Below are 25,260 nucleotides of genomic sequence, written 5' to 3'. Positions count from 1 at the left end.
CCTCTTTGTGATATTATAGCATGATTTTTAATATGACTTTTTAAATTGGAGAAATCTATGAATAATATCAAAAAATACGTCATTTATAATATCATACTTACATTATTATTTTCAGCATTATTCTGGTATTTATTAGTGCATAACGAAGAAGTTCATCTTCGTGAAAACATAAAGAAATCTATTGGAATACATACTGAACAGGTTGATTCATTTTTTAGTGAGACAACTTCTGCAGTTGAAAATGTTGCAACTACAGTTATATATGAAAAAGATAAAGTAAATATTGATAAAAAGATACAAGTACTTAAAAATCGTGACCACCGAATCATTAATATCTATGTTCTGGATCATAATGCGGTTGTTATCAATTCAAATTCAAAAGCAATGATCGGTAAAAAAATAGAATCCATGAAATTCTTCAATCATATTGAAAAAAGAACTTTAAATAATGTTGCAATTAGTGATGTTCGTAAAAATAATATGAATAAAAATGTCGTATATATTACGAAAAACATTACCGATGAGAAAACAAGTAATCTTGTCGTTGCAGAAATTGATATTAATACAATTGGTACAGTCATTGATTCTCTTCAAAAAGATAATACTGTGACGATTACAGACTTTAATGATTATATCATTTTTCAGTCAAATCACCCTGTATTTACTAATATAAAAGAATCACAGAAATTTTTAAAAGTTGACTGGAATCTTACAATCAATTCGAATAAGAATGTTTATCGTGAAGTATTTGAAAAAGTTCTACTTGCAGCATTAGTATTTTCATTACTTATTGCGACATTACAACTTTTCTATCATAGCTATAAAGCACAGAAAGAAAGTGAACTATTACTTGAAGATATTAATTCTCAAAAGAAAGAATTAATTGGTCAACTTGCTGCTAACACTGCGCATGAAATAAAGAATCCCTTAACATCTATTAAAGGCTTTGTAGATTTATTGGAAATGCAATATGATGCTAAACATGAAAACCAATATTTTAAAATTGTAAAAACAGAATTAGAACGTATCAATTTAATCGTTGGACAATTCTTATTACTAGGCAAACCTACAAAGCTAGATGTAGAAATTGTAGATTTACGAGATATTGTAAGAGAAACACTAACATTTCTTGAATATGACTTATCGATGAAGAATATTCGAACGATAAAAAGCTATACCGATCATCAAACGCTTGTTCATGTAGCTGTCGACCAATTTAAACAAATTATCATCAATCTTATTCAAAACGCAAAAGATGCAATGGTGGAACATAAACAGGGCATAATTGAAATCAAGGTGGACCATACTCATGATCAAGCTATTCTTTCAATACGAGATAATGGATGTGGTATGGATGAAGAAGTGCTAAAGCAGTTATTTAATCCTTTCTTCACAACAAAAATCACTGGTACGGGTCTTGGATTACCTGTTTCTAAAAGTATTATCGATGCTAATAACGGTGAAATTGAAGTAATCAGTAAAGTAGATATTGGTACAACATTTATTATTAAACTACCACTTATATCGATTCCATCTGAATATGATCAAAATAATAATAAACTTAAAAAAGACTAGCGAATAATGTAGTGAACCCAAAAAGTTGAACTTTTTATTAAGCTACTTTCATTAAAGCAAGATTTCTGTATTCTACAGGAGTCTTGCTTTTTAATTTTCTCTTCTTTCTGACTAAATTATAATACTCCATATAGTCAATAATCTCCTCTTCTAGTTCATCATAAGAATCAAATGTTTCTCCATAAAACATTTCTTGTTTTAAAATACCAAAGAAATTCTCCATCGGAGAATTATCAAGACAATTACCTTTTCTAGACATGCTTTGAATAATTCTATTCTTTTTCAAAGTTTGTACCCAAGATTTATGCTGATATTGCCACCCTTGATCGGAATGGATTGTAGTTCTATAGGGAAGGTCTGGAATTACATTAATTGCTTTTAACAATGATTCCATAACGAATTCCAATGTTGGACGCTTACTAATTGAATAAGAAATAATCTCTTTCGAACATACATCAAAAATTGTTGACAGATATAGCTTAGTTCCATTTTTAATGTTGAATTGTGTTACATCAGTAAGTAATTTTTGATATGGGCGATTAGTTACGAATCTACGATTCAATTTATTCTTAGCTGTTTTGCCAACTTTCCCTTTGTACGACTTATATGTTCTATTTCTATGCTTAAACTTTGTACAAAGTAAATTATTTTCTCTCATTATTCTAAGAACTTTTTTATGGTTAACTACAAAACCTAACTCTCTTAGTTCGTCGGTTACTGTACGATAACCTATCCTATTTTTATGTTTGTTAATGATTTCTTTAATCAAAGTAATTAAATAATTGTCTTTATGTTTAGTGACACTAAGTCGTAATTTCCAATAATGGTATACACTTTTCGCTATCATAGCTACTGATAATATTTCTTTTAACTTATAGTTAGATTCATTCCTTAACTCAATAATAGCAGCTACTATTTCTTTGTTTGATTTTTTCGAGCTAAGGATTGTAACTTTTTTTCGAGAGCAATTGCGATTTCTAATCTCCTGTTTTCCTCACGTAAGCGTATTAATTCTTGTCGTTCACTTTCGTTTAAACTAGTGTTATCAACCTTTTTATTTTTCATAGTTTTAGACGCACGACCCTTCGGTTTTGATTCTAAACCTAGGATACCATATTGATTGTATTTCATCTGCCACTGAGCTATTAAAGTAGGATTAGTAATCTCAAAGATTCTAGCAGTTTCTTTATATGAAAGTTGATTAGTAATTCTATACTGAATGATTCTTAATTTTTCATCTGTTGAATATTTCTTTCTGGTCATACTGGATATAAGGCCGTCAATACCGAAGGTATCAAATTGGTAAGTCCATGTTTTTAGTTGTGAAGGAACGATATCATATTTGTTACTTAATGAATCATAACCCATATTTCCTTCTTTATATTCTTTGATTAGTTTTAATTTAAAATCAAGATCATGCTTTTTATTCAAAATAAGCACCCCTAAAGTTGAATTTTAAGGTTCAACTTTAGGGGTGCACTTCAATAAATGCTAGTCTTTCTTTCTTTTAAATTATCTTCTATTTATATTATTAGCCTATCATAATTCTTTCTTTCGGATATCTAAATTTATCAGGTTCTGCTTTACCACCAAGCATTATAATAAATGAGATTAAACCAACACGACCTATAAACATCAATGCCATAATGACCAGCTTACTACCACTTGTTAAATCTCCAGTTATACCGAGTGATAAACCACAAGTTCCAAAGGCACTCATCACTTCGAAGAAAATCGACAGTAAATCAAATTTATCATTTTCAAAAAATAGAATAAATAATAAACCTGTAAAACAGATAATAGTAGCAAGAACCATTACCGCAAATGTTCTTTGAATATCAATAGGATCAATTTCTTTATTGAATACTTTAATGTTTGTTCTACCATTGCTATAATTCATCAAAAACAGAATTAATATAGCAAATGTAGTCGTTCTGATACCTCCACCTACTGAACTTGGACTAGAACCGATAAACATGAGTCCCCCCATAAAAAATCGTGTAGCCTCTGTTAATTGATTTAAATCTATCGTCGTAAGTCCCGCACTTCTGGTTGTTGAAGATTGAAATAACGCATAAAAAAGACCTTTATGCCATGAAATATTTTTAAAAGCGTTATTAAACTCAAATAAATAGATAACAACTGTACCAACAATAAACAATAAAAAATATGTACTGATTGTCAGTTTTGCGAATAAACTGAACCTAAAATTTGGAATTTTGTTTGTTAAATAAGTTTTTATTTCAATAATGACGGGAAATCCAATTGCACCTAATACAATCAAAAACATCGTAATTGTTTGCACAAAATAATCGTCAGCGTAACTATTAAGTGAATCACCTGTTATATCTAAACCACCATTTGTGGTTGCGGAAATCGATGCGAATAACCCATGGAATAATGCATCTTTTATTGAATCCATATCTTTATAGAAATAAAATGCTAAAAATAAGGCACCCAGTATTTCAATAAACAACATCGCCTTCACAATTTCAAGAATCATTGTTACAACGCCAGACATCTTATTTTGATTATGGTCAACCATTATAAGTTGTCTTTCACGCATCCCAATCTTCTTACCAATAATAACCCATAACAATGTACCCATCGCCATAACACCAATACCACCAAGATTAAGGATGATAAGGATGACACACTGACCAAAAGTGGAATAAGTTTCTGCAATAGACACCGGTGACAATCCTGTTACACTGACACCAGACACTGCAACAAATAATGAATCAATGTAACTAATGTCAACGCCTGGTTTATGTACATATGGCATACGGAGCAATAAGAAAGAAATGAATATTGCTACAAGGTAATAGAGCACAATACCTTGTTGTGGTGTTAATTTTTGGAATAACTTGTTCATTATTTCACTTCTTTCTTAAATCAATGTAAATGTTATAACTTAATTTTAATATTTTTTTCAGCACCATTGCGAATAATTGTCATAGTAATTGTATCGCCAATTTTCTTTTCATTAAATAGGATTTTTCTAAAATGGATTTTAGATTTAATTTCTTTGCTTTCTATCGCTTTAATGATATCGCCTAGCATTAGTCCGCTTTTCTCTGCTAAAGAGTTTGGTTCTATCTCCATAATTTCTACGCCAGTTTGATCAGTTGGAGAGTTAGGATCATTTGGGTTACTATGCGTACCCACATCTTCAATCATAATACCCATTTTTGGGCGATTTATACTACCCTTTTGTTCAAGTTCCTTTAATACTTTTTTTACTTCGTTGGTAGGGATACTAAATGCAATACCTTCTACGCCTTCCATAGAAATCTTCATTGAATTCAGACCAATCATCTTTCCTTCTTTATTTAATAAAGGACCCCCAGAATTTCCTGGATTAATTGCAGCATCAGTCTGTAATACATTCATTTCCCAATCATAAATCTCATCACCATCAATGTCTACCGGTACATTACGTGATAAACCAGATATAATTCCAGAAGATGCACTTCCTGCAAACATTTGTCCTAAAGGACTACCTAGTGCAATAACTTCTTGACCAGGTTCTAAATGATTACTATTTGTCATCTCTATAACTGAGTTTATATTACCTTTTGGAATTGTAAGTATAGCCATATCAGTCCAGACATCGTAGCCTATCATCTTTGCTTTTTCTTTCTTTCCTTCATAAGTCACTTCAATCTCATTGGCTTTACCTACAACATGATAGTTTGTTAGTATATATGCTAAATTCTTTTCTGTTTTATAGATAATACCTGTACCAATACCCACCTCTTCAGGCGCTTTCACTGCACTCTCAGGATCTATCGTCTCACTATCAGTAGCTTTTTGAAGATTTGTAATACTCACCACATTTTTAATATTTTTCTTAATTGCTTGTTCAGTAGAAGTTTTAACTTCAGATTGTTTAGTGATTTCTTGTGGCTTCGAATTAAACAAGCTCATGAGTAATATACCGATCAATATACCAGCAAGTGTACCCATCAAAATTTTTGGCAGTTGTGAACCAAAAGAACGATTTTCTTTTCTATTTTTATTATCATCATTTATTTCATTTCTACTGAAAGATTCTTCTACTAATTCTTTCTTCTCAGAAGTATTATTTATAATATTTTCTTGTTTGAGTGAATGATTACCTTTAGCACTTTCTTCGTTCTCAATAGGTTTTGTTACTTCTACAGTATTTTTTATATTAGCAGCTTCTTCTGTATCAATTGAGCCACTGTTAATATTTACATCTTTATTTACATTAATAGTGTGATTATCTTTGTCATTATTTATTATTGTATCATCTACTTTTTCTACATCTTCTTTGGGAGTTATCGTTTCTATTATATTATCTTTTTTATGTAAATACGGATAAATCATTCTGACTTTCTGACCATTAAAGAACAATCGTTTAGGTCTACTGTAATTTTTCTTTTTAATGACAATTTTATGTTTATGCTGCATGATTTCCTCCATAAAAAAACTTAGTGTATCTATTATAATATAGATACACTAAGTTTTATATGATATAAAAAGTTTTTTTATGCATTTGATTGTTTTTTCTTACCGCTAAACCAGCCTATTGCTAATATCAATAATAATACGCCCCAGAAAGTTATTTGCCATGGCATACTGTGTGGAAATTCGTGAGGTAATATATGAATTGATTCATGGGCAAGTACCATCACGACTAACTTCACGCCAACCCAACCGACAATCGCAAATGCTGCTGCTTCTAATGAAGGATTATCATGCAGTAGTTTCACAAACCATGTTGCTGCAAATCTCATGATAATAACACCTAGCATACCACCGGTGAACATCACTAAAAATTGTCCTAAATTCATCCCACCAAATTGTGGTCCAACTTCTGGTAATGTTAAAGCAATTGCAATAGCTGCGAGCATAGAATCGATTGCAAATGCAATGTCTGCAAACTCTACTTTCGCAACTGTCATCCAGAAGCCACTGCCCTTTTTACTATATTTTTCTAGTTCTGATTCTTCAGCTTCACTTGTAGCATCACCTGTCTTAAAATATTCGTATAAATTTTTTATCGACATAAATAGTAAGTATGCAGCACCTAATGCTTGTATTTGCCAAAACTTAGCAAGATAAGCAATGGCAAATAATGATGCAAATCTAAATACAAATGCTCCGAGTAATCCATAAAATAACGCTTTCTTTCTTTCATCTTCAGGTAAATGTTTCACCATTACTGCCATAACGATAGCATTATCAGCTGCAAGTAATCCTTCTAAAACGACAAGAACTATTACAACCCACGCGTACGTTATTAATATTGACATATCCATCTTCTCACTCCGTATCATTAATATAAATGTTAATGACTGTATTATACGCCTTTAATTGATTTTATATTGTAAATCTGCTTATAACAAACTGTATAACTTAATCTCTGGAAACTTATCCAGGAACCAGCGTGTAGCAAATTCATTTTCAAATAAAAATACCTTATTCCCATATCGATCATCTACTAATATTGAACGACTTCCGTTCATACTGTCTTTAATATCTTCTTCATTTTCAATCCAGCGTGCTATTTTACGTCCTACTGGTTCCATAATGACATCAACATTATATTCATTTTTCATGCGGTGCTCGAACACTTCAAACTGAAGTTGTCCAACTGCTCCAAGTATAATTTGATTCGTATGCAGTGTTCTGTATAGTTGAATCGCACCTTCTTGTACAAGCTGCTCTATTCCTTTATGAAAATGTTTTTGTTTTAACACGTTTTTAGGGCTTACTTTCATAAAGATTTCAGGTGTAAACTGAGGCAACTTTTCAAATTTAAATTTCTGATTACCACCAACGAGTGTATCACCAATCTGGAAGTTACCTGAATCATATAAGCCGATAATATCCCCACTAACAGCATGATTCACCGTTTTAGTATCGTCAGCCATAAATGATGTAGAACGAGATATTTTCATCTTTTTATCTGTACGTGTAAGTTTCACCTCCATACCACGTTCAAAAGCACCACTCACGACACGCATAAATGCAATTCTATCTCGATGTAAAGGATTCATATTTGCTTGAATTTTAAAGATAAATCCAGAAAAGTCTTCTTCAAATGGAGAAACAACTTCTCCTTCATCAGTTTTTCGTCCACTTGGCATCGGCGCATGGTCTACATAGGCATTTAAGAAGTTTTGTACACCAAAGTTTGCTAATGCTGAACCAAAGAACACGGGTGTTAAATCACCTGTTAATAATTTTTCATTATCGAAAGTTTCCCCTGCACCGTCAACTAACATCAGTTCTTCAACTGCTTGTTCGAAAGCAGAATCATTTGAAATGGCATGTTCTTCAATAAGTTCGTAATCTTCATTTAAATGTAAAATATTCTCTTCATCACGGAAAGGTTCGATCGTTTTCTCTTTTCGGTCAATGATACCGAAGAATGATTGACCCATTCCAATCGGCCAGTTCATAGGATATGTTTCAATTTCTAAAGTCTTTTCAATTTCTTCTAATAATTCAAAGGGCTCTTTACCAACACGATCAAGTTTATTGATAAATGTAAAAATTGGAATACCACGCATCTTACAAACTTTGAATAACTTTAATGTTTGAGGTTCAATCCCTTTAGCAACGTCTATTACCATGACTGCGCTATCAACTGCCATTAACGTACGATAAGTATCTTCTGAGAAATCTTCATGTCCTGGTGTATCTAAAATATTGATTTTAAAGTTATCATAATCAAATTGCATAACAGAACTTGTTACAGAAATACCACGTTCTTTTTCAACATCCATCCAATCACTCGTTGCAAACTTACCTGTCTTTTTACCTTTAACTGTACCCGCTTCACGAATCGCACCACCGAATAATAACAACTTCTCTGTCAAAGTTGTTTTACCAGCATCTGGGTGAGAGATGATAGCAAATGTCTTTCTTATTTCTACTTCTTGTTTTAATGTCATATTTGTACTCCTTACACTTCGCTTGTCCACTGGGCGATAGATAAAGCCAGTTGATTTGCTTCTTTTTCGTCTAATATATTAAATAAATGATGATACAGATGGTCCACTAATGCATCACCATAAATATCATAATCAAATTGAATAGAAAAGAATATATCCGGTACACTTACAAGAATTGTCTCTTCCTTTTTATTCTCATGGATATATACTTTACATTGTAATGACTCACCATTATTCGTTCTTATTTTCATTCTTTTCTCTCCCATATTTTTCATATGCTGCTTCAAGACCAATTAAATCATCTCTATGTGGTATTTTTTTATAACCTGGCATTATCTGATAAGGTTCACGACCTTTAGATGCAAGTACTATCATATCACCTGGTTCGCTCACTTCAATTGCATGACGTATGCCTTCAGCACGATCTAAAAAAGAAACATATTGATCATGCGTAACACCTTTCTCTAATGCATCTGTTAACTTTTTAGGATCATCATTTGCCGGATTGTCCGGAGTGAATATCACATAATCAGCACGACAAGCAATCGCACCCATTTCAGGCGTCTTTGTTAAATCTCTTTCACCTGCCATACCTACTAGAAAAATAAGCTTTCCTTTCTTAAATGGTTCAACAGCATCAATTAACTTATTCATACCGTCAGGTGTATGTGCATAATCTATAATAAGATCAACCGGTAAATTTCTGTCTAAAACTTCCAAGCGACCTTCTACTGGATTTAAACGTTCAGTAGCCTGTGCTAGTGTCTCAATATCATGCCCTTGTGTCCACATCGCACATAGTGCCGCAAGCATATTATACACATTAAATCGACCAATATAAGGGCAACGAATAATTGTGGTGCCATCCGGTGTCTGTAAATCAAACTGAATGCCCTCTAAACTTTCATGTATATTCTCTGCTTTAAAATCACAGTCATTTTCAATACCATATGTGATTACCTCTCTAGGAGAAGCAATGATAAGTTCGGATAAATAATCATCATCGCCATTGATAATGGCATATTTAGGTTTAGTGTAATCATTACCAAGTTGAGCAAACAGCAACGATTTATGGAATCCATATCGTTCCATCGTCTGATGAAAATCTAAATGATCTTGTGTCAGATTGGTAAATATTGCTGCATCAATAGCAACACCGTTCGTTCTGCCAAGTGCCAGACCATGACTACTCATCTCCATTGACATTGCCTTAGCACCTTTTTTTTGTGCATCCTTAATATGTTGATTTAATGTGATTGTCTCTGGTGTGGAGTTCGAACCTTTAGCGACCTCTTCATTATACTGAAATCCATTTGTTCCCAAATATGCTGAATTAATATGTAATGCTCTATGGATATGATGAATCATTGTGGCAACACTTGTCTTACCATTAGTTCCCGTCACACCATATGTCGTTAATTTCTGGCTAGGGAAATCCATGAGAAATTGACCGAAAATATTTGCGACTTTAAGAGTGTCTTTAACAACAACTTGACCTATATCCTGAGGTAATCCATCAATGAAATGATCAACAACGATCATTCTACAACCTTGTGCAATAACATTCGGAATGAATTTATGACTATCAACGGTATATCCATGACTTGCGACGAATACAGAATCTGCATTTGCCTGTCTTGAATCTACTACAATATTAGTAACTTGTTCAGGAAATTGACCATATATTTTCTTCGCTTTAATCACTTTCAATAGTTCTTTCGTATCCATTAAGTGACCTCCTTTAGTTCAATTCTTAATTATACACTTTTTTAAAACATTCGCCTATACAAGTTAAACATGTTCATTCAAAATAAATAAGCGTATAATAAAAATAAAATTAAAGGAGGTTATTATGTCAAAAGTAATTGTGAGTCAACTTTCAAAATCCTTTAATCATCAAAAAATACTTAATGATATCAGTTTTTCTGTAAATAGTGGCGAACGTATAGGCATAGTTGGCGCATCTGGTTCAGGCAAAACGACACTTATTCAATGCATGCTTGGCATATTAAAAATTGATAGCGGTAATGTTACGATAGACGATCATTTTATGCCACATCTTAAATCATTACAAAACATTGGTTATATGGCTCAGTCTGATGCATTATATGAAGATTTAACTGGTCTAGAAAACCTCAGATTCTTCGGTAAACTCTATCGAATGAATAAAAAAGAATTACAAGCAGCAATTGATGATGTAGCAAAAATTACTGAATTGACTTCTCATCTCAATAAGCGGGTAGCTCAATACTCCGGAGGTATGAAACGCAGATTATCACTTGCCATCAGTTTATTACATCAACCACATCTTTTAATTTTAGATGAACCGACTGTAGGCATTGATCCTATACTAAAACGTAAAATATGGCAGTCATTTAATGATTTAAATAGAAACGGTATAACAATCATCATTACTACGCATGTAATGGAAGAAGCTGAGGCTTGTGATAAATTACTATTGCTATATAACAGTGAAATGATAGGTTTTGGTTCACCTCTTCGTCTTAAAGCACATTATCAGGTCGATACAATCGAAGATATATTTATCAAAGTAGGTGAATTGTAATGAAAATATTAACAATTGCACAACGCATTATCACTCAAATCATTCGTGATAAACGCACGTTACTGCTTTTATTTATAGCACCTATTATGTTACTTACTTTACTTCATTATATATTTCAGTCAGTTGATGAAGGAGAAGTACGCGTTGGAATATATCATATTCCTGAAGGACTTAATAAACAGTTAAAAGAAAATGATATAGAACGCGTCAAGATTAGTTCGACAGAAAATTTAAAAAATACGATTGAAGATAAAAATCTTGATGGCATTATTATTTCTAATAAAAAAACCATTGAAATTTATTATACGAATCTAGATACTAACAAAAATTTAAAGTTAAAATCAGCGATACAAGGGTATAAAATTAAAACAAAATTTTCAAAGTCTCAAATTGTAATTGATAATATGCAACAGAAATTTGAAGATATTAATCAGCAGATGGATAAATTAAAAGATCAATTAAAAAATTTAGGTCCTTTATTAGATCGTGTTGGAATAGACTTGCCACAAACTAATAACAAAGACAAAAAATTAGATGAAAATGACGATGTATTATTTAAGTCACACTACATTTATGGGGATAAAAATAGTAATTACTTTGATATGATTAATCCAGTAATGATTGCTTTCTTCATCTTTTTCTTTACGTTCTTAATTTCAGGAATTACATTGTTAAAAGAACGCACGACCGGTACATTAAATAAATTACTTTCAACGCCAATCAAAAGATATGAAATTGTAATAGGATATATGCTAGGTTTCTCATTGTTTGGCACTATTCAAACTGTTATGCTAGTGCTATATGCAGTATATATATTAAAAATGGAAGTTGCAGGTTCAATATCGCTACTCATCATTAGCAATATCATACTTGCATTTGTTGCGCTTAGCTTAGGTTTATTCATCTCAACTTTTGCAAAATCAGAATTCCAGATGATACAATTTATTCCACTCATCATTGTACCTCAACTACTGTTTAGTGGTATTATACCTTTAGAGAATATGCACAAACTTTTACAAATCATAAGTTATTTAATGCCACTTAAGTTTGGTGCAGATAATTTATCACGTATCATGTTAAAAGGTCAAAGTATTGAAATTATTCCTAATGTAATAATATTAATCTTTATCTTCATCTTTTTAATGATACTTAACGTCACATTATTAAAACGTTATCGTAATATATAATGCGTTGAATCATATTTAAAAGACATGTTTTGTAAAGAATAAACAAAATTATTGTAATTTTTATGTAATTTTCAAAAAAATTACCACATCAATGTGATAATAAGATAGAACTACAATAAATTAAATGAATCGGAGTGTCATTATGCTGATTAAAAATAAAAAAATACTGATTTTGACAGGTTCTTTCGGCAATGGTCATATTTCAGTGACAAATGCACTTGTTAATCAATTTAATAAAATGCACTTACCGAACGTTACTGTAATAGAACATGATTTGTTTCAGGAAGCACATCCTATTATTAATAGTATTGCCAAGAAATACTATATTAATAGTTATAAATATTTCCGTAGATCATATGAATATTTCTATTATGCAAGACCAGAGAGAACTGAATCTTGCTTTTATAAATATTATGGATTGAATAAACTTGTAAATCTTATCATTAAAGAAAAGCCGGATTTAATTCTCTTAACGTTCCCTACACCTGTTGTATCCATTTTAAAACGTGATTTCAATATTCATACACCCGTTTGTACAGTTATTACGGACTACCGTCTACATAAAAACTGGATAACACCAGACTCTGAACAATATTTTGTTGCGACAGAAGATTTGAAACAAGAATTACTTGCAATTGGCGTTCCGGATACGAATGTATTTGTTACCGGAATCCCAATCCATGAAAAATTTAATCTATCTGTTGATAGAGATGCATGGTTAAAGCAACACGGACTAGATCCAAATAAAAAAACATTGCTGATGGTAGCTGGTGCATTTGGTGTGATGGAAGGTTTAAATGAAATGCTTTCTGCTTTAGTTGACAAGAGTAATCATCAGTTTGTGGTAGTATGTGGTAAGAATCAATCACTTGTCTCAAAATTACAGCAGCAATTTAAAGGAAAAAATGTTTTAGTAATGGGATATACACAAGAGATGGCTGAATGGATGTCAGCAAGTGACCTCATGTTAACAAAGCCTGGTGGTATTACCATTACCGAAAGTTTATGTAAAAGTATTCCACTCGTATTCTTTAATCCTGCGCCAGGACAAGAAGGAGAAAATGCAGTTTATTTTAGTAATAAAGGTTATGCACGTATTACCCATTCCTATGCTGAAACAATTCATGTTACATTAGATTTGTTAAATCACGAACGAGAGCTAGAACGCTTAGTTCAAAATATGAAAAAAGATTACATTCCAAATTCTGCACAAAACATTTGTAGTTCTATTATCGAAATATTAAACGAATCACTAATCCAAAATGATATTCAATCGAAAGCGAGATTATATGCGAGACTCTTCGCGAAATAGATTTACTGGCAAAAATTTTTGGTTAATGATTTCGATTTTGTTTTTAATGGAATTTGCACGTGGAATGTATGTTTTGAGCTATCTCCCTGTATTGCCGACAACTAATTCTAAAATTACTGTTGGTATCGTTTCTCTTGCCATCACACTTCACTTTATCAGTGATGCGCTTACTAATTTTGGTATTGGATTTATGCTGAAACGATTTGGTACGAAGAAAGTTTTAAATTTAGGATTTTTATTAGCATTTTTCGGTTTGTCTATTGTAGTATGCTTCAATAACCCAATTGCTTTAATTATTGCAGCGATACTCACAGGTATTGCTGTAAGTCCAATTTGGGTCATCATGTTAAGTTCAATCGATGATACAAAACGGTCTAAACAGATGGGATATGTTTATTTTGCATGGTTAGTCGGCATGATGGCCGGAATGATTGCTATGTACTTAATATTTAAAATCCATCCGACAAAATTTACTTTTCTCATGCCAGTATTTGTATTGATTGCATGGTTGCTTTACTTTTTCGTGCATGTAGAAGTCTCATATTTTGAGAAAAAGTCTATAAAGACACAATTTGCCCACATCAAACATGTCATGATGCGACACTTAGTATTATTTCCCGGTATTGTATTACAAGGACTTGCTATAGGTATGCTTGTCCCAATATTACCAAGCTATGCGATAAAAAATCTTCATGTAACAACACTTGAATATACTTATCTATTAATCGCTGGCGGCATAGGTTGTACAATATCAATGCTATTTATTTCAAAATTTATGGATGAAGTTTCTAAAATTTATTCTCATATCGTTATATTAACTGGATTTGTCATCTTCGGTGTTGCTATATTTACTATGACGCAAATCAATAACTATTATCTAGTACTTATAGCAGCTGTGCTTATCGGTATCTTTTATGGCTTATTACTGCCAGGATGGAATGCATTTATGGCGAGTCAGGTGGAAGCGAAATTGAAAGAGGAATCATGGGGAGTATTTAATTCACTGCAAGGCATTGGCACAATGCTTGGACCTGTTATTGGTGGCGTAATTACGGAAGTATTTCATAACACTAATTTTACATTATTTACTTCAGCTAGTTTATTTTTAAGTTTAGCCTTATTTTATGGCATCTATTTTTTAAGAATGAATCATCAGAAAAACAGAGCTGATCACTAATGAATCAGCTCTGTTTTAATTTTTATTAACTTGGTAATTAATTTTTATATTTCTTAACGAGACCTTCTAAAAACGGAATAAGTTGATCTTTCATCTCTGAACGCATTGCGTATTCCATCGTTGTCTTAACAAACCCAATTTTATCTCCAACATCATAACGTTCACCTTCGAAATCATAAGCGTATACTTCATCATCTTCATTTACTCTTGCAATCGCATCAGTAAGCTGGATTTCTCCACCTGCTCCAATATTCTGTTCTTCAAGATAATTAAAAATATCTGGTGTTAACACATAACGACCCATAATTGCTAACCTTGAATCTGTTGTACCTAATTTTGGCTTTTCAATCAATGTATCGATTTCATATAAACGGCCATCCTGAGATTTTGATTCAATCATGCCATAACGTTCCGTATCTTCATACGATACAGTTTTAGCACCGATTACAGATTTTTGTTTATCATCATAAACATCCATCAGTTGTTTAATCGCAGGTACCTCACCATCAACAATGTCGTCTCCAAGCAGAACAGCAAAAGGTTCATCACCGATAAATTGCTTCGCTGTCCATATTGCATGACCCAATCCTTGTGGCGATTTTTGTCTGACATAAAAGATATTCGCTAAATGAGTTGAATGCTGTACTTTTTCCAGTAAATCATACTTTCCTTTTTCTTCTAAGTTAAATTCCAATTCCATCTGTGCGTCGAAATGATCTTCAATAGCGCGTTTATGTTTACCTGTTACGATAATGATATCTTCAATACCTGCTGCAACTGCTTCCTCAACAATATATTGAATCGTTGGTTTATCAAGTATCGGTAATATCTCCTTAGGCATTGCCTTTGTAGCTGGTAAAAATCTAGAGCCAATGCCTGCTGCTGGAATAACAGCTTTTCTTACTTTTGACATGTGCGTGACCACCCTTTATTCAAATTAAATTTTCTATTAATTATATATTCTATTATATTTTAACATACTTTATGGAATCATCTATATTAAGAAAAATAAAAAATAAAGGATAATCTTTACAAGATTACCCTTTATAAATACTCATTATCTTTGCTGTTCATTTACTGATTTAACAGCTTCATGTGTAATGTCCTGACGATGCATGTAGATGTTACGTACAATTGTTTTTATGACTGCATATGTTGGAACCGCAACAAGTATTGCCATAAATCCTCCAAGATTACCTGCTGCTAAAATAACAGTGATAATCGTAAGTGGATGAATATTTAAAGATTTGCCCATAATATTTGGAGTAATAACATTTCCTTCTAATTGTTGTGCTACAAACATAATGATAATGACATACACAACCATAACAGGCTCTTGAATTAAAGCAATGATAATCGCAGGTATTATTGCAAGATATGGACCTAAGAATGGAATCAAATTTGTGACCATCCCCCACATTGCAAGTATCAAAGCATAATCTAATCCTATGACTAAATAACCGATTAATAACAAAATACCTAGTATAAAACTTACTGTCACTTGACCCTGTATATATGATCTTAACGTTTTATCTATATCTTTAAATAAATTAACGACAAATAACTTTCTTCTTCCAGAAAATGGTGCAGCAACAAAAGGAATGAAACGATCATGATCTTTCAGCATATAGATTAAAAAGAAAGGTACTAAAATAATTAAAAATAACGTTGAAATAAATTGAGTTATAAATGAGAAGGCATTTGATACTATTTTTCCTGAAAGGCTATTTAATTTTTCAATGCCATTATTTATACCATCCTTAACGTTTTCTGGTAGTTTCTCACGTTGATCTAATGCGATATTAACATAAGATTGAAATTCTTTTTGGATTGCTGGAAAATTGTCTATAAAATTATTACCCTGTTTCATAATAATTGGTCCAACAAATGATATAAATAGACCTGTTAATATAACGAGCGTCAACATAATTGTTGTTAAACTCTGCCATCGCTTGAGATTATATCTCTTCTCCAGTTTATCCTGAAATGGAACAGTCACGTAATAAAGAAAGCCACCTAATAATAAAGGTAAGATAATCGACTTGATAATAACGATGATAGGGTAAAAAATATGATTAATTTCTAAAAAATACTTTATAATCAGAAATGTTAATAATACTCCAATCCCAAATCTAAACCACACTTTTTTTGTCATAATGTCCTCCTAGTAATGATATACGTCTATTATACCCAAAAATTAATGATATTATTGATTTATAAAAAAATATGCGAAATGAGTTGATGAATATGAAAAATGGTCTAATCACACCATTTACAATGAATAGCGAATATTTAAATAGAGCAGTAAAATTAGGCATATACTTTCCAGAAGATTACTCTCCATTCGTACAACATACATTGTTTATATGCTTTGATGGTCAGGATTTGAGTCAGATAGGAAGAATCCATCGCAAATATGAAACTTTAAAAGATGACTTAGATAACCCTGCAGTATTTCTTTTCATACATTATAATAATGTCGATGAGAGAAAAGATGAGTATCATCCAGAAGGTATTCATCGTGAAAAATTCCAGAAATTTATAGCTGAAGAATTGCTTGATTACATACAAGACACTTTTAATTTCTCACGAGATAAAAATAATACGATTGTTATCGGAGATAGCTTAGCAGCTAGTATCTCTTTAACATTTGCTATAGAATATCCTGACCTAACTTCAAAATGTTGTCTATTCTCTCCAATGATAACAGATAAAATAAATAATCAAATAAATAATCTTTCCCAAGAAAGAAAAAGTGAATTGAATCTCTATTTGGTTGTAGGTAAAGAAGAAGATCATTTTAAACTACTTACTGGAGATTATGCTGATTTTTTAAATCCGATAAGACAATTACACCAGGTGTTAATAGAAAATAATATTTCACATTATTATGCTGAATTAGATGGTGGACATACATGGAAAACATGGCATACAGAAATAGACAAATGTTTAAATTATTACTTAATTTGAAATTCTGATATAATTGAATTATCAGAAAAAAGGGGGATTTATTATGAAACTAGGCATTGTATTATACCCATCAAAGGCGTATCAGGATGAAATTAATCAGTATCGTAAGCGCTATGATTCTCATTATGCTTTAATTACACCACATATTACGATTAAAGAAGCATTTGAAGTAGATGATAACGACATTGACGCTGTTACTGATAAATTGAAGGAAGTAGCAAAAGCAGTACAACCCGTTGAAATTAACGTGGAAAAAGTATCAGATTTTGCCCCAACTCAAAATATCATCTATTTAAAAGTTAATCCGAATGATAATCTCGTTAAATTATTTGAATTATTGAACGATGGATCATTCTATGGTACGAACACGTATCCATTCGTGCCACATTTTACAATTGGCCAGGGTTTTTCTTCGCAGGAATTCGAAGACCTAAAAGGTCAATTATCAATGAAAGATGTTACACATTCTGAAGTTATCGATAACATCAGTCTTTGTTATCAGTTAGAAAATAATACCTGGAATGTAAAAGAAACATTTAAATTAGGGGAATAAAAAAAGCCATTACGGCTTTTTTTATTTTTTATCCGACGATATGATATCCGCCATCTACATGAATATTTTCTCCAGTAACCCCACTTGATAAGTCAGTTAATAAATATAATGCTGTTTTACCAACTTCAATAGTGTCCACATTTCTTCTTAATGGTGAAAGTGCTTCAATTTCTTTTAGTATCATATTAAAGCTACCAACACCTTTCGCACTTAATGTTCTGATCGGTCCCGCAGAAATTGCATTAACTCGGATGCCATCTTGTCCTAAATCAGATGCTAAATATTTAACGTTAGCCTCTAACGATGCTTTCGCTACACCCATCACGTTATAGTTAGGAACAGCAAATTCTCCGCCGATATACGTTGTTGTAACGATAGAGCCACCTTCACGCATCAACTTTGAAGCTTCTCTAGCTACAATTGTTAATGAATATGAACTGATATCCTGAGCCAGCAAAAACCCTTCACGACTCGTATCGATGAAACGACCGCGTAAATCTTCCATATTTGCAAATGCGATAGAATGAAATACACCATCAATTCGTCCAAATTTATCTCCAATTTGCTTAAATGCATTAACAACATCATCATCGCTCTGTACATCACATTGTATCATTTCTGCATTCTGATTATGCTTAAAGTTAGGTAACAACTTCACTAATTCATTCTTACTTCTTTCTTTACGATAAGTAAATATGAGTTTACAACCCACTTCATCTAAAACTTGAGCAACCCCATAAGCAATACTTCTTTTATTCGCTATCCCCATAATTACGTATACTTTATCTGCAAAATTTAACATCATCGTTCTCCTTTATATGCAAGTTCTAGTATCTAGTACTAATTTATTTAACTATAACATAAATAATTACTCAAAAAAAGTGAATCATATCTTTCCTATAAACAAAAAACAATCTGGCAATGTCACATAATGCCAGATTGTTGATACTTAAAATAATTCTAATTCACGTTTTATTTCATCTACATAGTTTCTTTCACCGGTAACAATTAATCGGTCTTTAAAGTGAAGTTCCGTTTCACCATGTGGCACAATAGAATCATTTCCGCGTAATATACGCACGAAGATAATATCACCTGAGAATGGGAATTCACGTAATTGCATCTCATGATATTTTGTATTTAACATTTCAATTTCATACAATGAAGTTTCAACGTTAGATAAAAGATTTAACATGTTTGGTGATTCAATTAACCCTTTTAATAAAGTTTTAGTACTCTGGAACTCACTGAATACTTCGATACCTGCTGCAGTTAACGTATCGTCTTCCTGCAATGTTTCTAAACGGCAGATTACACGTGGTACTCCTTCTTGTTTCGCCATTACTGCAACACTTCTATTAATTGATTCATCATTAGCCGAACAAACAACAATGTCAAAATCAAAGAGACCAGATGCAGATAATTCCTCGTAACTATATGCATCAAGTTCAATTGTTTCCAGATCCTGAATCGTTCTTTTATCGACATTATTCTTTAAGTAGAATAACGTTGGTAAATATAAATCTGATTTAAAGCTTTGTGCGACAGGTATTGATAACTGGTTCTTACCGATAAATGCCACTTTAATCGTTTTTTCTTCAGTGATAGCAACCGGGAAAGTCTTCTTAAATAGTATAGGAACAATGACACAAGTGATTACTGCTGCTAATATTAAAGTACCACTTGTAGCACCATCAATTGTACCTAATCGTTCAGCGATTTTTGCCGAAGCGATAACAAGTGATAGCGTAGAAGTCAGCAAGAATGAAGACGCAATAACTGTTTTTGTATCATACCACTTTTTTAATATTGCTATCGGAATGACTTTAGTTAAATAGAATGCAATTAATAAAAATGGAATAATGATTAATCCTGAGGGATCTTTAAATAAAGCTGGTATATCTAAATCAACACCTACCATAATAAAGAACATCGGAATAAAGAATCCATATCCAAATGAATCTAATTTATTTACCATATCCTTATCGGGACCTAGAAGACTCACAACACACCCTGCTAAAAAGGCACCTAATATATTTTCAGCACCTACACCTTCAGCAAGTGCAACAAGCAGAATAATTAAGGCAAATACTGCACGAATTCCGATTTGAGTCGTCCCTGCCATCAGTTTTTCCAGGAATGGCGCCTTTTTAAAATTCTTACCGGTAACATAAAATAATCCGGTAAATACGATTAATATACCAATTAACCAAATCGGTGAATCGCCTTCAGCATATAATGTGCCATATAAAGTTAACATTAAGATTGTGGCTAAATCAGCGATTACTGCTACTAACAAGATGATTTGTCCAATTGTAGTCTGCATAATATTCATTTCTTTTAAGGTAGGTACTACTACACCTAAAGAAATGGTAGAAATAATAATGACCATCAATAATACATCGTCTATTATCCCAGCCCATTTAAATAAATAAGCTGCAATAATCGAGAGTATCAAAATGCCGGTAAATATAATTGATGAGATTACAATTGGATTTGGTTCTTTTTGTTTTGCTTTTTTCTGTTTCGATGATGATTTAAAAGCTTTAAAATCAATTTCTAAACCACTTAGAAACATTAAGAAAATAAATCCTAAAGTTGAAAGCATATTTAACATCGCTGTACGATCTACCCAATTAAATAAAGACTTTCCTACGATAATCCCCATTAATATCTCTGCGACAACTACTGGTAAAAAATTAATACGCAGACGATTCAATAATATTGGTGTTAAGAAAGCACAAACGACAACAATTACGAGTGATAATAATTCTGCATGATTTCCCATCTTTTCCTCCTAAGTTAAATAACTCATAAAAGTGGTTGCTAATCCAAAATAGATCAACATACTTATAATATCATTTGTAGTAGAGATAAATGGCCCACTGGCAACAGCAGGATCTATCTTTAAACGATGCATCACTAGAGGTACCATCGCTCCAGCTAAAGTTGCGACCGTCATAGCAATCGTTAAACTAAAACATACAATTAATCCTAGTACCGGAGTTCTATATAATACACAAATTATTAGAAATAACATTACAGAGCAACTTAATCCGGTGATAAATCCAGAACCCGCTTCTCGTAATGCTAACTTAAACTTGCTTTGTTCATCGATTTCACCTGTTGAAATACCGCGAACAACAACGGCTAAACTTTGCGTACCGGAGTTTCCTGCCATTCCTCCAATAAGCGGTATAAACGCCGCTAGTAAGGCAACCTTACTTAAAGTATCTTCAAACTGACCTAATATCGATGCAGTAATCATCCCCATCACGGTTAATGCCATCAACCACGGCAATCTTTTACGGGCTGTCGCAAACATAGAATCATCTGTAGAATCAATATCGCTTACCCCGGCAAGTTTTGAGTAGTCTTCACTTGCTTCTTCATCGATAACATCTAAAATGTCATCGATTGTAATGATACCAAGTAGATGATTTTGATAATCGACAACAGGAATCGCCAAGAAATCATAGTCTTTCATGATATTCGCAACATCTTCCTGATCATCTGCTACATTTACGCTAATAACACGTTCATTCATTATATCTTCAATATACTCATCATTTTCTGCAACAATGAGATCTCTTAGAGAGATTACACCGACAAGTTGTTTTTTTTCATTCAGTACAAAAATATAATAAATGGTTTCCGCTTGAGGTGCTTGTTCCTTTAATTGAATCATTGCTTCGCGCACAGTACTTAAAGATGATACAGAAATAAATTCCGTAGTCATCAAACCACCGGCCGTATCCTCTTCATAATGTAACAGCGCTTTTATTTCACCTGCTGTCTCTTTATCCATCAGCAGAAGCAAACTAGCAATCTTTGTCTTAGGTAGCATCTTTAAAATATCTACTGCATTATCTAAAGACATCTCTTCAAACATACTACTTGCATATCGTGCGTCCATCTCTTCGAAGATATGATCATATTCATCATCTTCCATTTCAGTTGTTTCCATAAATTCTGCGACTTCTTTTGGAGATAAATAATGATAGATTTTATCTCTAAATTCATCACTTGATTCGGTAAAATATTCACCTTGATCATATGTATGAAGTTTGAGAAATTCCTCTCTAAACTGGTCTATATCACCACTCAACAACAGTTCATCTAACGCTTCTTTGTTATACATTTCTTCTTCTAAAACAACTTCTTCTTCCGCCATAATCTCACCTCCAAAATACAATTTATTATAACACATCAAAAAATTGACTTAAATCTTTAGGTAATGATGACTTTATATTTATTTGATTTCCGTAAATCGGATGATTAAATCGGACTTCGTATGCATGAAGTGCATGTCTATCAATTTTGTTGTCATTCCCGTACAATGTGTCACCAATCAATGGGTGTCCCAGCGCGGAAAAATGGACACGAATTTGATGTGTTCTACCTGTGTGCAGACGTGCTCTTATCAATGATATATGCATGGGTTTATTATATTGAAGTAATTGATATTCAGTTCGAGAATTTTGTCCATAGACACTTACCTGTCTGGTGATGATTGAAGTGTCACTTCTTTCAATCGGCATGCAAATATTACCTTTAACCTTCAATTCACCATGACAAATTAATAAATAATGTTTCTCTATTTCATTCGTCAGTAAATGATGTATCAACTGATGTTTAGCAAAAACTACAATGCCACTCGTATTTCTATCCAGTCTGCTAACAGGATGAAGCATACTGTTATCATCATTCCGTTCAAGATATCCATATACCGCTTCTAATAAGCTGTCATGTGGATGTATTTGAGACGGTATCGTATTCATATAACTTGGTTTATTTACAATGATCAAAAATAAATCTTCATATAATATTTCAATTGGGATGTGGCTCGTTTTTAAGTAAAGGCTTCTTATTTCCTCAGGAAGTCGCACAGTTAATATATCATCTTGAGATATATGTGCTCTAACAGTTACAGGATGATTATTTACAAGTAAAGCGCCATTTTGTTTAATGGCGCTTAATGATTTCTTGCTATAACGCTGACTTTGTAAAAATGTTTTTACAGTTGTGGCTTCTTTAATATTGTATATAATTTGAATCAATCGTTTGCTATAAAAGAATCGTGAACTCTTTTCCAGAATGGAAAAGGCCTAAATCTTGCAAAACGAACTTTTTCATCTGCAACACGATATTGTATCGAAGCCACACCTTTATGATCTGCTGTCAGATGATCAAAAGTAAGTTGTAAAGTACTAGGGTTATCAGGAACGACTTTACATGTATGGTGCTTTGGTAATACTAAAGGAGATCCTACTGTACGAAACACACGGTTATTGATCGATGCTATTTCAGTAATTTGCATCGCCTCTAAAGAAGGATGGATTAATGCGCCGCCGAGTGCTTTATTATATGCAGTAGACCCACTCGGTGTCGAAATGCATAAACCATCTCCTCTAAAACGTTCAAATTGATCCCCACGGATAAACAAATCAGCTACGAGTGTTGCTCCATTGTGCGTTTTAACTGTTGCTTCATTAAGGGCTAAATATCTTGATGGTCTTCCTTCATGATATCTTACAATCACTTCAACTAAAGGATATTCAATGACCTGAAAAGAGTCATTATTTATGGCAAGAATTAATTTTTCAACTTCATGTGGTAGCCAGTCTGCATAAAAACCCAGATGTCCTGTATGTATTCCAACAAAACTTGTTTCACTCAAACGATGACTATATGTATGAAAGGCTTGTAATAATGTACCGTCACCGCCTACAGAAATTACTATTTCGGGTGTTTCAACATCTTCAGTCATATTAAAATCTTTCATAAATCCTGTCATTTTCTGTTTTAAAGCATTGCTTTTCGAATCACCTTTAGACAATATATTAAAGCGCATTTATTCACCCTCTTAGTCTCTAATCTCACTACGTTGTTCTGAGTAAAACTTTTGAGCTTCTTTTATTTCTTCTCGAATTTCAGACATTTCTTCATCTAATAGATATGCTGCTTCTGCTGCACGCTCTAGACGATTTTGAATTTCTGGTGGATAGTCTCCTGCATATTTATAACGTAATGTATGCTCAATTGTTGCCCAGAAGTTCATCGCTAACGTCCTTATTTGTATTTCTGCCAGTATAAATTTTTGACCTGTTAATGTTTCAATTGGATATTTAATAATGACATGGTATGAGCGATAACCACTTTCTTTTGTGTCTTTAATATAATCGCGTTCTTCAACTACTTCAAAATCATGTCTATTTCGCAACATCTGTACAACAACATCTATATCATCAACGAATTGACACATCAGTCTAAGACCAGCAATATCATACATTTCTTCACTTAAACGATCAAACGGAATACCACGCGTATTTGCTTTCTCAATGATACTTGGTATCGGTTTAACTCTACCCGTAACAAATTCTATCGGTGATGATTTTCCTTCTGATTGAATTTGTTTACGGATACCTTTTAATTTTATTTTAAGTTCATCGATTGCTTGTTTATATGGTGATAAAAATAAATCCCATTGGTTCATAACAACACCTCATTCTATAGCTTAAAAACCTCTTCAACACGTTCAACAAAAGGTTTCCCATAATTAAAATTTCCTTGAATATTATCGATAAGTTCATCAAATTCTTCTTTAAAATTAATCAGTTCAATTGTACCGTATAAAAACCACGGATATGATTCATAAGCTTTCATCATATGCCAGGTCTCTTCTACAAAACGCAAATTTGCGAAACTCTCGCCACTATCAAGTAAATATACAAATTGAAAATTATCACTATCCACCACCATCGTACCAGTGGCTGTAGCTTCAATTGGTGATTCTTCAGTAAATATCATAACTTTATTTTCTTCTAATTTAATTTCATTGACATGTAAATTCATTTTTTGTGTCATCTCCTTAACATGAATATTTTAACATAATTATTATAAATGTTTTAATGTTTCTTGATTTAGTAATGAATAGAATGTAATATACTTTACTTCATTTATTATGTTGTACATAATTAAAATATATAAA

24 protein-coding genes are annotated in these 25,260 nt (G+C 32.4%); 7 read left to right on the top strand and 17 right to left on the bottom strand.

The features are described from left to right. Positions 1-57: 57 nt before the first annotated feature. Positions 58-1,575: an ATP-binding protein gene (locus tag HT586_RS04580; protein WP_203546384.1), complete on the top strand. Its 1,518-nt coding sequence runs from the start codon at positions 58-60 to the stop codon at positions 1,573-1,575. 37 nt (positions 1,576-1,612) lie between these two features. On the opposite strand, the gene HT586_RS04575 is transcribed toward HT586_RS04580, so the two are convergent. From HT586_RS04575 to HT586_RS04540, 8 genes are all read right to left on the bottom strand, one after another. Continuing rightward, positions 1,613-2,476 (bottom strand): IS3 family transposase, encoded by an 864-nt coding sequence (locus HT586_RS04575; protein WP_232618444.1) that lies wholly within the window; start codon positions 2,474-2,476, stop codon positions 1,613-1,615. Between the two features lie 11 nt (positions 2,477-2,487). After that, complete coding sequence (locus tag HT586_RS04570) at positions 2,488-3,015, bottom strand: helix-turn-helix domain-containing protein (protein WP_203545509.1); 528 nt, start codon at positions 3,013-3,015, stop codon at positions 2,488-2,490. Between the two features lie 91 nt (positions 3,016-3,106). Further along, entirely contained in the window at positions 3,107-4,450 is a 1,344-nt protein-coding gene (locus HT586_RS04565) for a TrkH family potassium uptake protein (RefSeq protein ID WP_096076959.1), read from the bottom strand. 32 nt (positions 4,451-4,482) lie between these two features. Continuing rightward, positions 4,483-6,012 carry a S1C family serine protease gene (locus HT586_RS04560; RefSeq protein WP_203546383.1) on the bottom strand — a complete coding sequence of 510 codons (1,530 nt, stop codon included), beginning with the start codon at positions 6,010-6,012 and terminating at the stop codon, positions 4,483-4,485. 77 nt (positions 6,013-6,089) lie between these two features. Further along, the gene (locus tag HT586_RS04555; protein WP_203546382.1) at positions 6,090-6,863 is read right to left on the bottom strand and encodes a TerC family protein; all 774 of its coding nucleotides are present in this window, start codon (positions 6,861-6,863) and stop codon (positions 6,090-6,092) included. 78 nt (positions 6,864-6,941) lie between these two features. Next, positions 6,942-8,504 carry a peptide chain release factor 3 gene (locus HT586_RS04550; protein WP_096076962.1) on the bottom strand — a complete coding sequence of 521 codons (1,563 nt, stop codon included), beginning with the start codon at positions 8,502-8,504 and terminating at the stop codon, positions 6,942-6,944. 11 nt (positions 8,505-8,515) lie between these two features. Further along, positions 8,516-8,755: a YueH family protein gene (locus HT586_RS04545; RefSeq protein ID WP_096076963.1), complete on the bottom strand. Its 240-nt coding sequence runs from the start codon at positions 8,753-8,755 to the stop codon at positions 8,516-8,518. Beyond that, entirely contained in the window at positions 8,736-10,232 is a 1,497-nt protein-coding gene (locus HT586_RS04540) for a UDP-N-acetylmuramoyl-L-alanyl-D-glutamate--L-lysine ligase (protein ID WP_133353552.1), read from the bottom strand. Before HT586_RS04540 ends, HT586_RS04545 begins: the two co-directional genes overlap by 20 nt. Before the next feature lie 124 nt (positions 10,233-10,356). Between HT586_RS04540 and HT586_RS04535 the strand changes: the two genes are divergently transcribed. The 4 genes from HT586_RS04535 (at position 10,357) to ltaA (ending at position 14,746) form a co-directional block, all read left to right on the top strand. Continuing rightward, positions 10,357-11,070 (top strand): ABC transporter ATP-binding protein, encoded by a 714-nt coding sequence (locus tag HT586_RS04535; protein ID WP_096076965.1) that lies wholly within the window; start codon positions 10,357-10,359, stop codon positions 11,068-11,070. Continuing rightward, positions 11,070-12,257 carry an ABC transporter permease gene (locus HT586_RS04530; protein ID WP_133353553.1) on the top strand — a complete coding sequence of 396 codons (1,188 nt, stop codon included), beginning with the start codon at positions 11,070-11,072 and terminating at the stop codon, positions 12,255-12,257. The genes HT586_RS04535 and HT586_RS04530 overlap by 1 nt, the downstream gene beginning before the upstream one ends. A gap of 142 nt (positions 12,258-12,399) precedes the next feature. Then, positions 12,400-13,569, top strand: coding sequence for a diglucosyl diacylglycerol synthase (locus HT586_RS04525; RefSeq protein ID WP_096076967.1), 1,170 nt, complete (start codon positions 12,400-12,402; stop codon positions 13,567-13,569). Beyond that, on the top strand, positions 13,547-14,746 hold the full coding sequence (ltaA, locus tag HT586_RS04520; protein ID WP_203546381.1) for a lipoteichoic acid biosynthesis MFS flippase LtaA: 1,200 nt from the start codon (positions 13,547-13,549) through the stop codon (positions 14,744-14,746). Before HT586_RS04525 ends, ltaA begins: the two co-directional genes overlap by 23 nt. Before the next feature lie 37 nt (positions 14,747-14,783). Here ltaA and galU read toward each other — a convergent pair whose 3' ends face one another. Together galU and HT586_RS04510 are read right to left on the bottom strand one after the other, a co-directional pair. Beyond that, a complete protein-coding gene (gene galU / locus HT586_RS04515) occupies positions 14,784-15,659 on the bottom strand; it encodes a UTP--glucose-1-phosphate uridylyltransferase GalU (RefSeq protein ID WP_096076969.1) in 876 nt (291 codons plus the stop codon). 144 nt (positions 15,660-15,803) lie between these two features. Then, complete coding sequence (locus tag HT586_RS04510) at positions 15,804-16,901, bottom strand: AI-2E family transporter (protein WP_096076970.1); 1,098 nt, start codon at positions 16,899-16,901, stop codon at positions 15,804-15,806. 92 nt (positions 16,902-16,993) lie between these two features. Here HT586_RS04510 and HT586_RS04505 point away from each other — a divergent pair, with 92 nt between their 5' ends. After that, entirely contained in the window at positions 16,994-17,716 is a 723-nt protein-coding gene (locus HT586_RS04505) for an alpha/beta hydrolase (protein WP_203546380.1), read from the top strand. A 43-nt stretch (positions 17,717-17,759) separates the two neighbouring features. Further along, a complete protein-coding gene (locus HT586_RS04500) occupies positions 17,760-18,269 on the top strand; it encodes a YjcG family protein (RefSeq protein WP_096076972.1) in 510 nt (169 codons plus the stop codon). 28 nt (positions 18,270-18,297) lie between these two features. On the opposite strand, the gene fabI is transcribed toward HT586_RS04500, so the two are convergent. The 7 genes from fabI to HT586_RS04465 form a co-directional block, all read right to left on the bottom strand. After that, the gene (gene fabI, locus HT586_RS04495) at positions 18,298-19,071 is read right to left on the bottom strand and encodes an enoyl-ACP reductase FabI (protein ID WP_096076973.1); all 774 of its coding nucleotides are present in this window, start codon (positions 19,069-19,071) and stop codon (positions 18,298-18,300) included. 147 nt (positions 19,072-19,218) lie between these two features. Next, positions 19,219-21,057: a monovalent cation:proton antiporter family protein gene (locus HT586_RS04490; RefSeq protein ID WP_133353556.1), complete on the bottom strand. Its 1,839-nt coding sequence runs from the start codon at positions 21,055-21,057 to the stop codon at positions 19,219-19,221. A gap of 9 nt (positions 21,058-21,066) precedes the next feature. Continuing rightward, positions 21,067-22,443: a magnesium transporter gene (gene mgtE / locus HT586_RS04485; protein ID WP_096076975.1), complete on the bottom strand. Its 1,377-nt coding sequence runs from the start codon at positions 22,441-22,443 to the stop codon at positions 21,067-21,069. A 25-nt stretch (positions 22,444-22,468) separates the two neighbouring features. Beyond that, positions 22,469-23,329, bottom strand: coding sequence for an RluA family pseudouridine synthase (locus HT586_RS04480; RefSeq protein ID WP_238999323.1), 861 nt, complete (start codon positions 23,327-23,329; stop codon positions 22,469-22,471). Then, on the bottom strand, positions 23,326-24,123 hold the full coding sequence (locus tag HT586_RS04475; RefSeq protein ID WP_096076976.1) for an NAD kinase: 798 nt from the start codon (positions 24,121-24,123) through the stop codon (positions 23,326-23,328). The genes HT586_RS04480 and HT586_RS04475 overlap by 4 nt, the downstream gene beginning before the upstream one ends. A gap of 12 nt (positions 24,124-24,135) precedes the next feature. Further along, positions 24,136-24,765 (bottom strand): GTP diphosphokinase, encoded by a 630-nt coding sequence (yjbM, locus tag HT586_RS04470; RefSeq protein ID WP_096076977.1) that lies wholly within the window; start codon positions 24,763-24,765, stop codon positions 24,136-24,138. 14 nt (positions 24,766-24,779) lie between these two features. Next, entirely contained in the window at positions 24,780-25,124 is a 345-nt protein-coding gene (locus HT586_RS04465) for a UPF0738 family protein (protein WP_203546379.1), read from the bottom strand. Between the last annotated feature and the right edge of the window lie 136 nt (positions 25,125-25,260).

Origin of the sequence: Macrococcoides bohemicum (genome assembly GCF_016865215.1) — a bacterium.
In the GTDB taxonomy this organism is placed as follows: domain Bacteria; phylum Bacillota; class Bacilli; order Staphylococcales; family Staphylococcaceae; genus Macrococcoides; species Macrococcoides bohemicum.
The sequence above is the reverse complement of the archived record's forward strand: the minus strand, read 5'-3'. Positions and strand labels throughout refer to the sequence as shown.

What these genes read in the sequence shown, in the direction of transcription:
- yjbM (WP_096076977.1), bottom strand. Translation starts at nt 24,765, where the DNA reads ATGAACCAATGGGATTTATTTTTATCACCATATAAACAAGCAATCGAT.
- HT586_RS04560 (WP_203546383.1), bottom strand. Translation starts at nt 6,012, where the DNA reads ATGCAGCATAAACATAAAATTGTCATTAAAAAGAAAAATTACAGTAGA.
- HT586_RS04490 (WP_133353556.1), bottom strand. Translation starts at nt 21,057, where the DNA reads ATGGGAAATCATGCAGAATTATTATCACTCGTAATTGTTGTCGTTTGT.
- HT586_RS04525 (WP_096076967.1), top strand. Translation starts at nt 12,400, where the DNA reads ATGCTGATTAAAAATAAAAAAATACTGATTTTGACAGGTTCTTTCGGC.
- HT586_RS04465 (WP_203546379.1), bottom strand. Translation starts at nt 25,124, where the DNA reads ATGAATTTACATGTCAATGAAATTAAATTAGAAGAAAATAAAGTTATG.
- HT586_RS04505 (WP_203546380.1), top strand. Translation starts at nt 16,994, where the DNA reads ATGAAAAATGGTCTAATCACACCATTTACAATGAATAGCGAATATTTA.
- fabI (WP_096076973.1), bottom strand. Translation starts at nt 19,071, where the DNA reads ATGTTAAATTTTGCAGATAAAGTATACGTAATTATGGGGATAGCGAAT.
- HT586_RS04500 (WP_096076972.1), top strand. Translation starts at nt 17,760, where the DNA reads ATGAAACTAGGCATTGTATTATACCCATCAAAGGCGTATCAGGATGAA.
- HT586_RS04540 (WP_133353552.1), bottom strand. Translation starts at nt 10,232, where the DNA reads ATGGATACGAAAGAACTATTGAAAGTGATTAAAGCGAAGAAAATATAT.
- galU (WP_096076969.1), bottom strand. Translation starts at nt 15,659, where the DNA reads ATGTCAAAAGTAAGAAAAGCTGTTATTCCAGCAGCAGGCATTGGCTCT.
- ltaA (WP_203546381.1), top strand. Translation starts at nt 13,547, where the DNA reads ATGCGAGACTCTTCGCGAAATAGATTTACTGGCAAAAATTTTTGGTTA.
- HT586_RS04545 (WP_096076963.1), bottom strand. Translation starts at nt 8,755, where the DNA reads ATGAAAATAAGAACGAATAATGGTGAGTCATTACAATGTAAAGTATAT.
- HT586_RS04565 (WP_096076959.1), bottom strand. Translation starts at nt 4,450, where the DNA reads ATGAACAAGTTATTCCAAAAATTAACACCACAACAAGGTATTGTGCTC.
- HT586_RS04555 (WP_203546382.1), bottom strand. Translation starts at nt 6,863, where the DNA reads ATGGATATGTCAATATTAATAACGTACGCGTGGGTTGTAATAGTTCTT.
- mgtE (WP_096076975.1), bottom strand. Translation starts at nt 22,443, where the DNA reads ATGGCGGAAGAAGAAGTTGTTTTAGAAGAAGAAATGTATAACAAAGAA.
- HT586_RS04530 (WP_133353553.1), top strand. Translation starts at nt 11,070, where the DNA reads ATGAAAATATTAACAATTGCACAACGCATTATCACTCAAATCATTCGT.
- HT586_RS04550 (WP_096076962.1), bottom strand. Translation starts at nt 8,504, where the DNA reads ATGACATTAAAACAAGAAGTAGAAATAAGAAAGACATTTGCTATCATC.
- HT586_RS04475 (WP_096076976.1), bottom strand. Translation starts at nt 24,123, where the DNA reads ATGCGCTTTAATATATTGTCTAAAGGTGATTCGAAAAGCAATGCTTTA.
- HT586_RS04535 (WP_096076965.1), top strand. Translation starts at nt 10,357, where the DNA reads ATGTCAAAAGTAATTGTGAGTCAACTTTCAAAATCCTTTAATCATCAA.
- HT586_RS04510 (WP_096076970.1), bottom strand. Translation starts at nt 16,901, where the DNA reads ATGACAAAAAAAGTGTGGTTTAGATTTGGGATTGGAGTATTATTAACA.
- HT586_RS04580 (WP_203546384.1), top strand. Translation starts at nt 58, where the DNA reads ATGAATAATATCAAAAAATACGTCATTTATAATATCATACTTACATTA.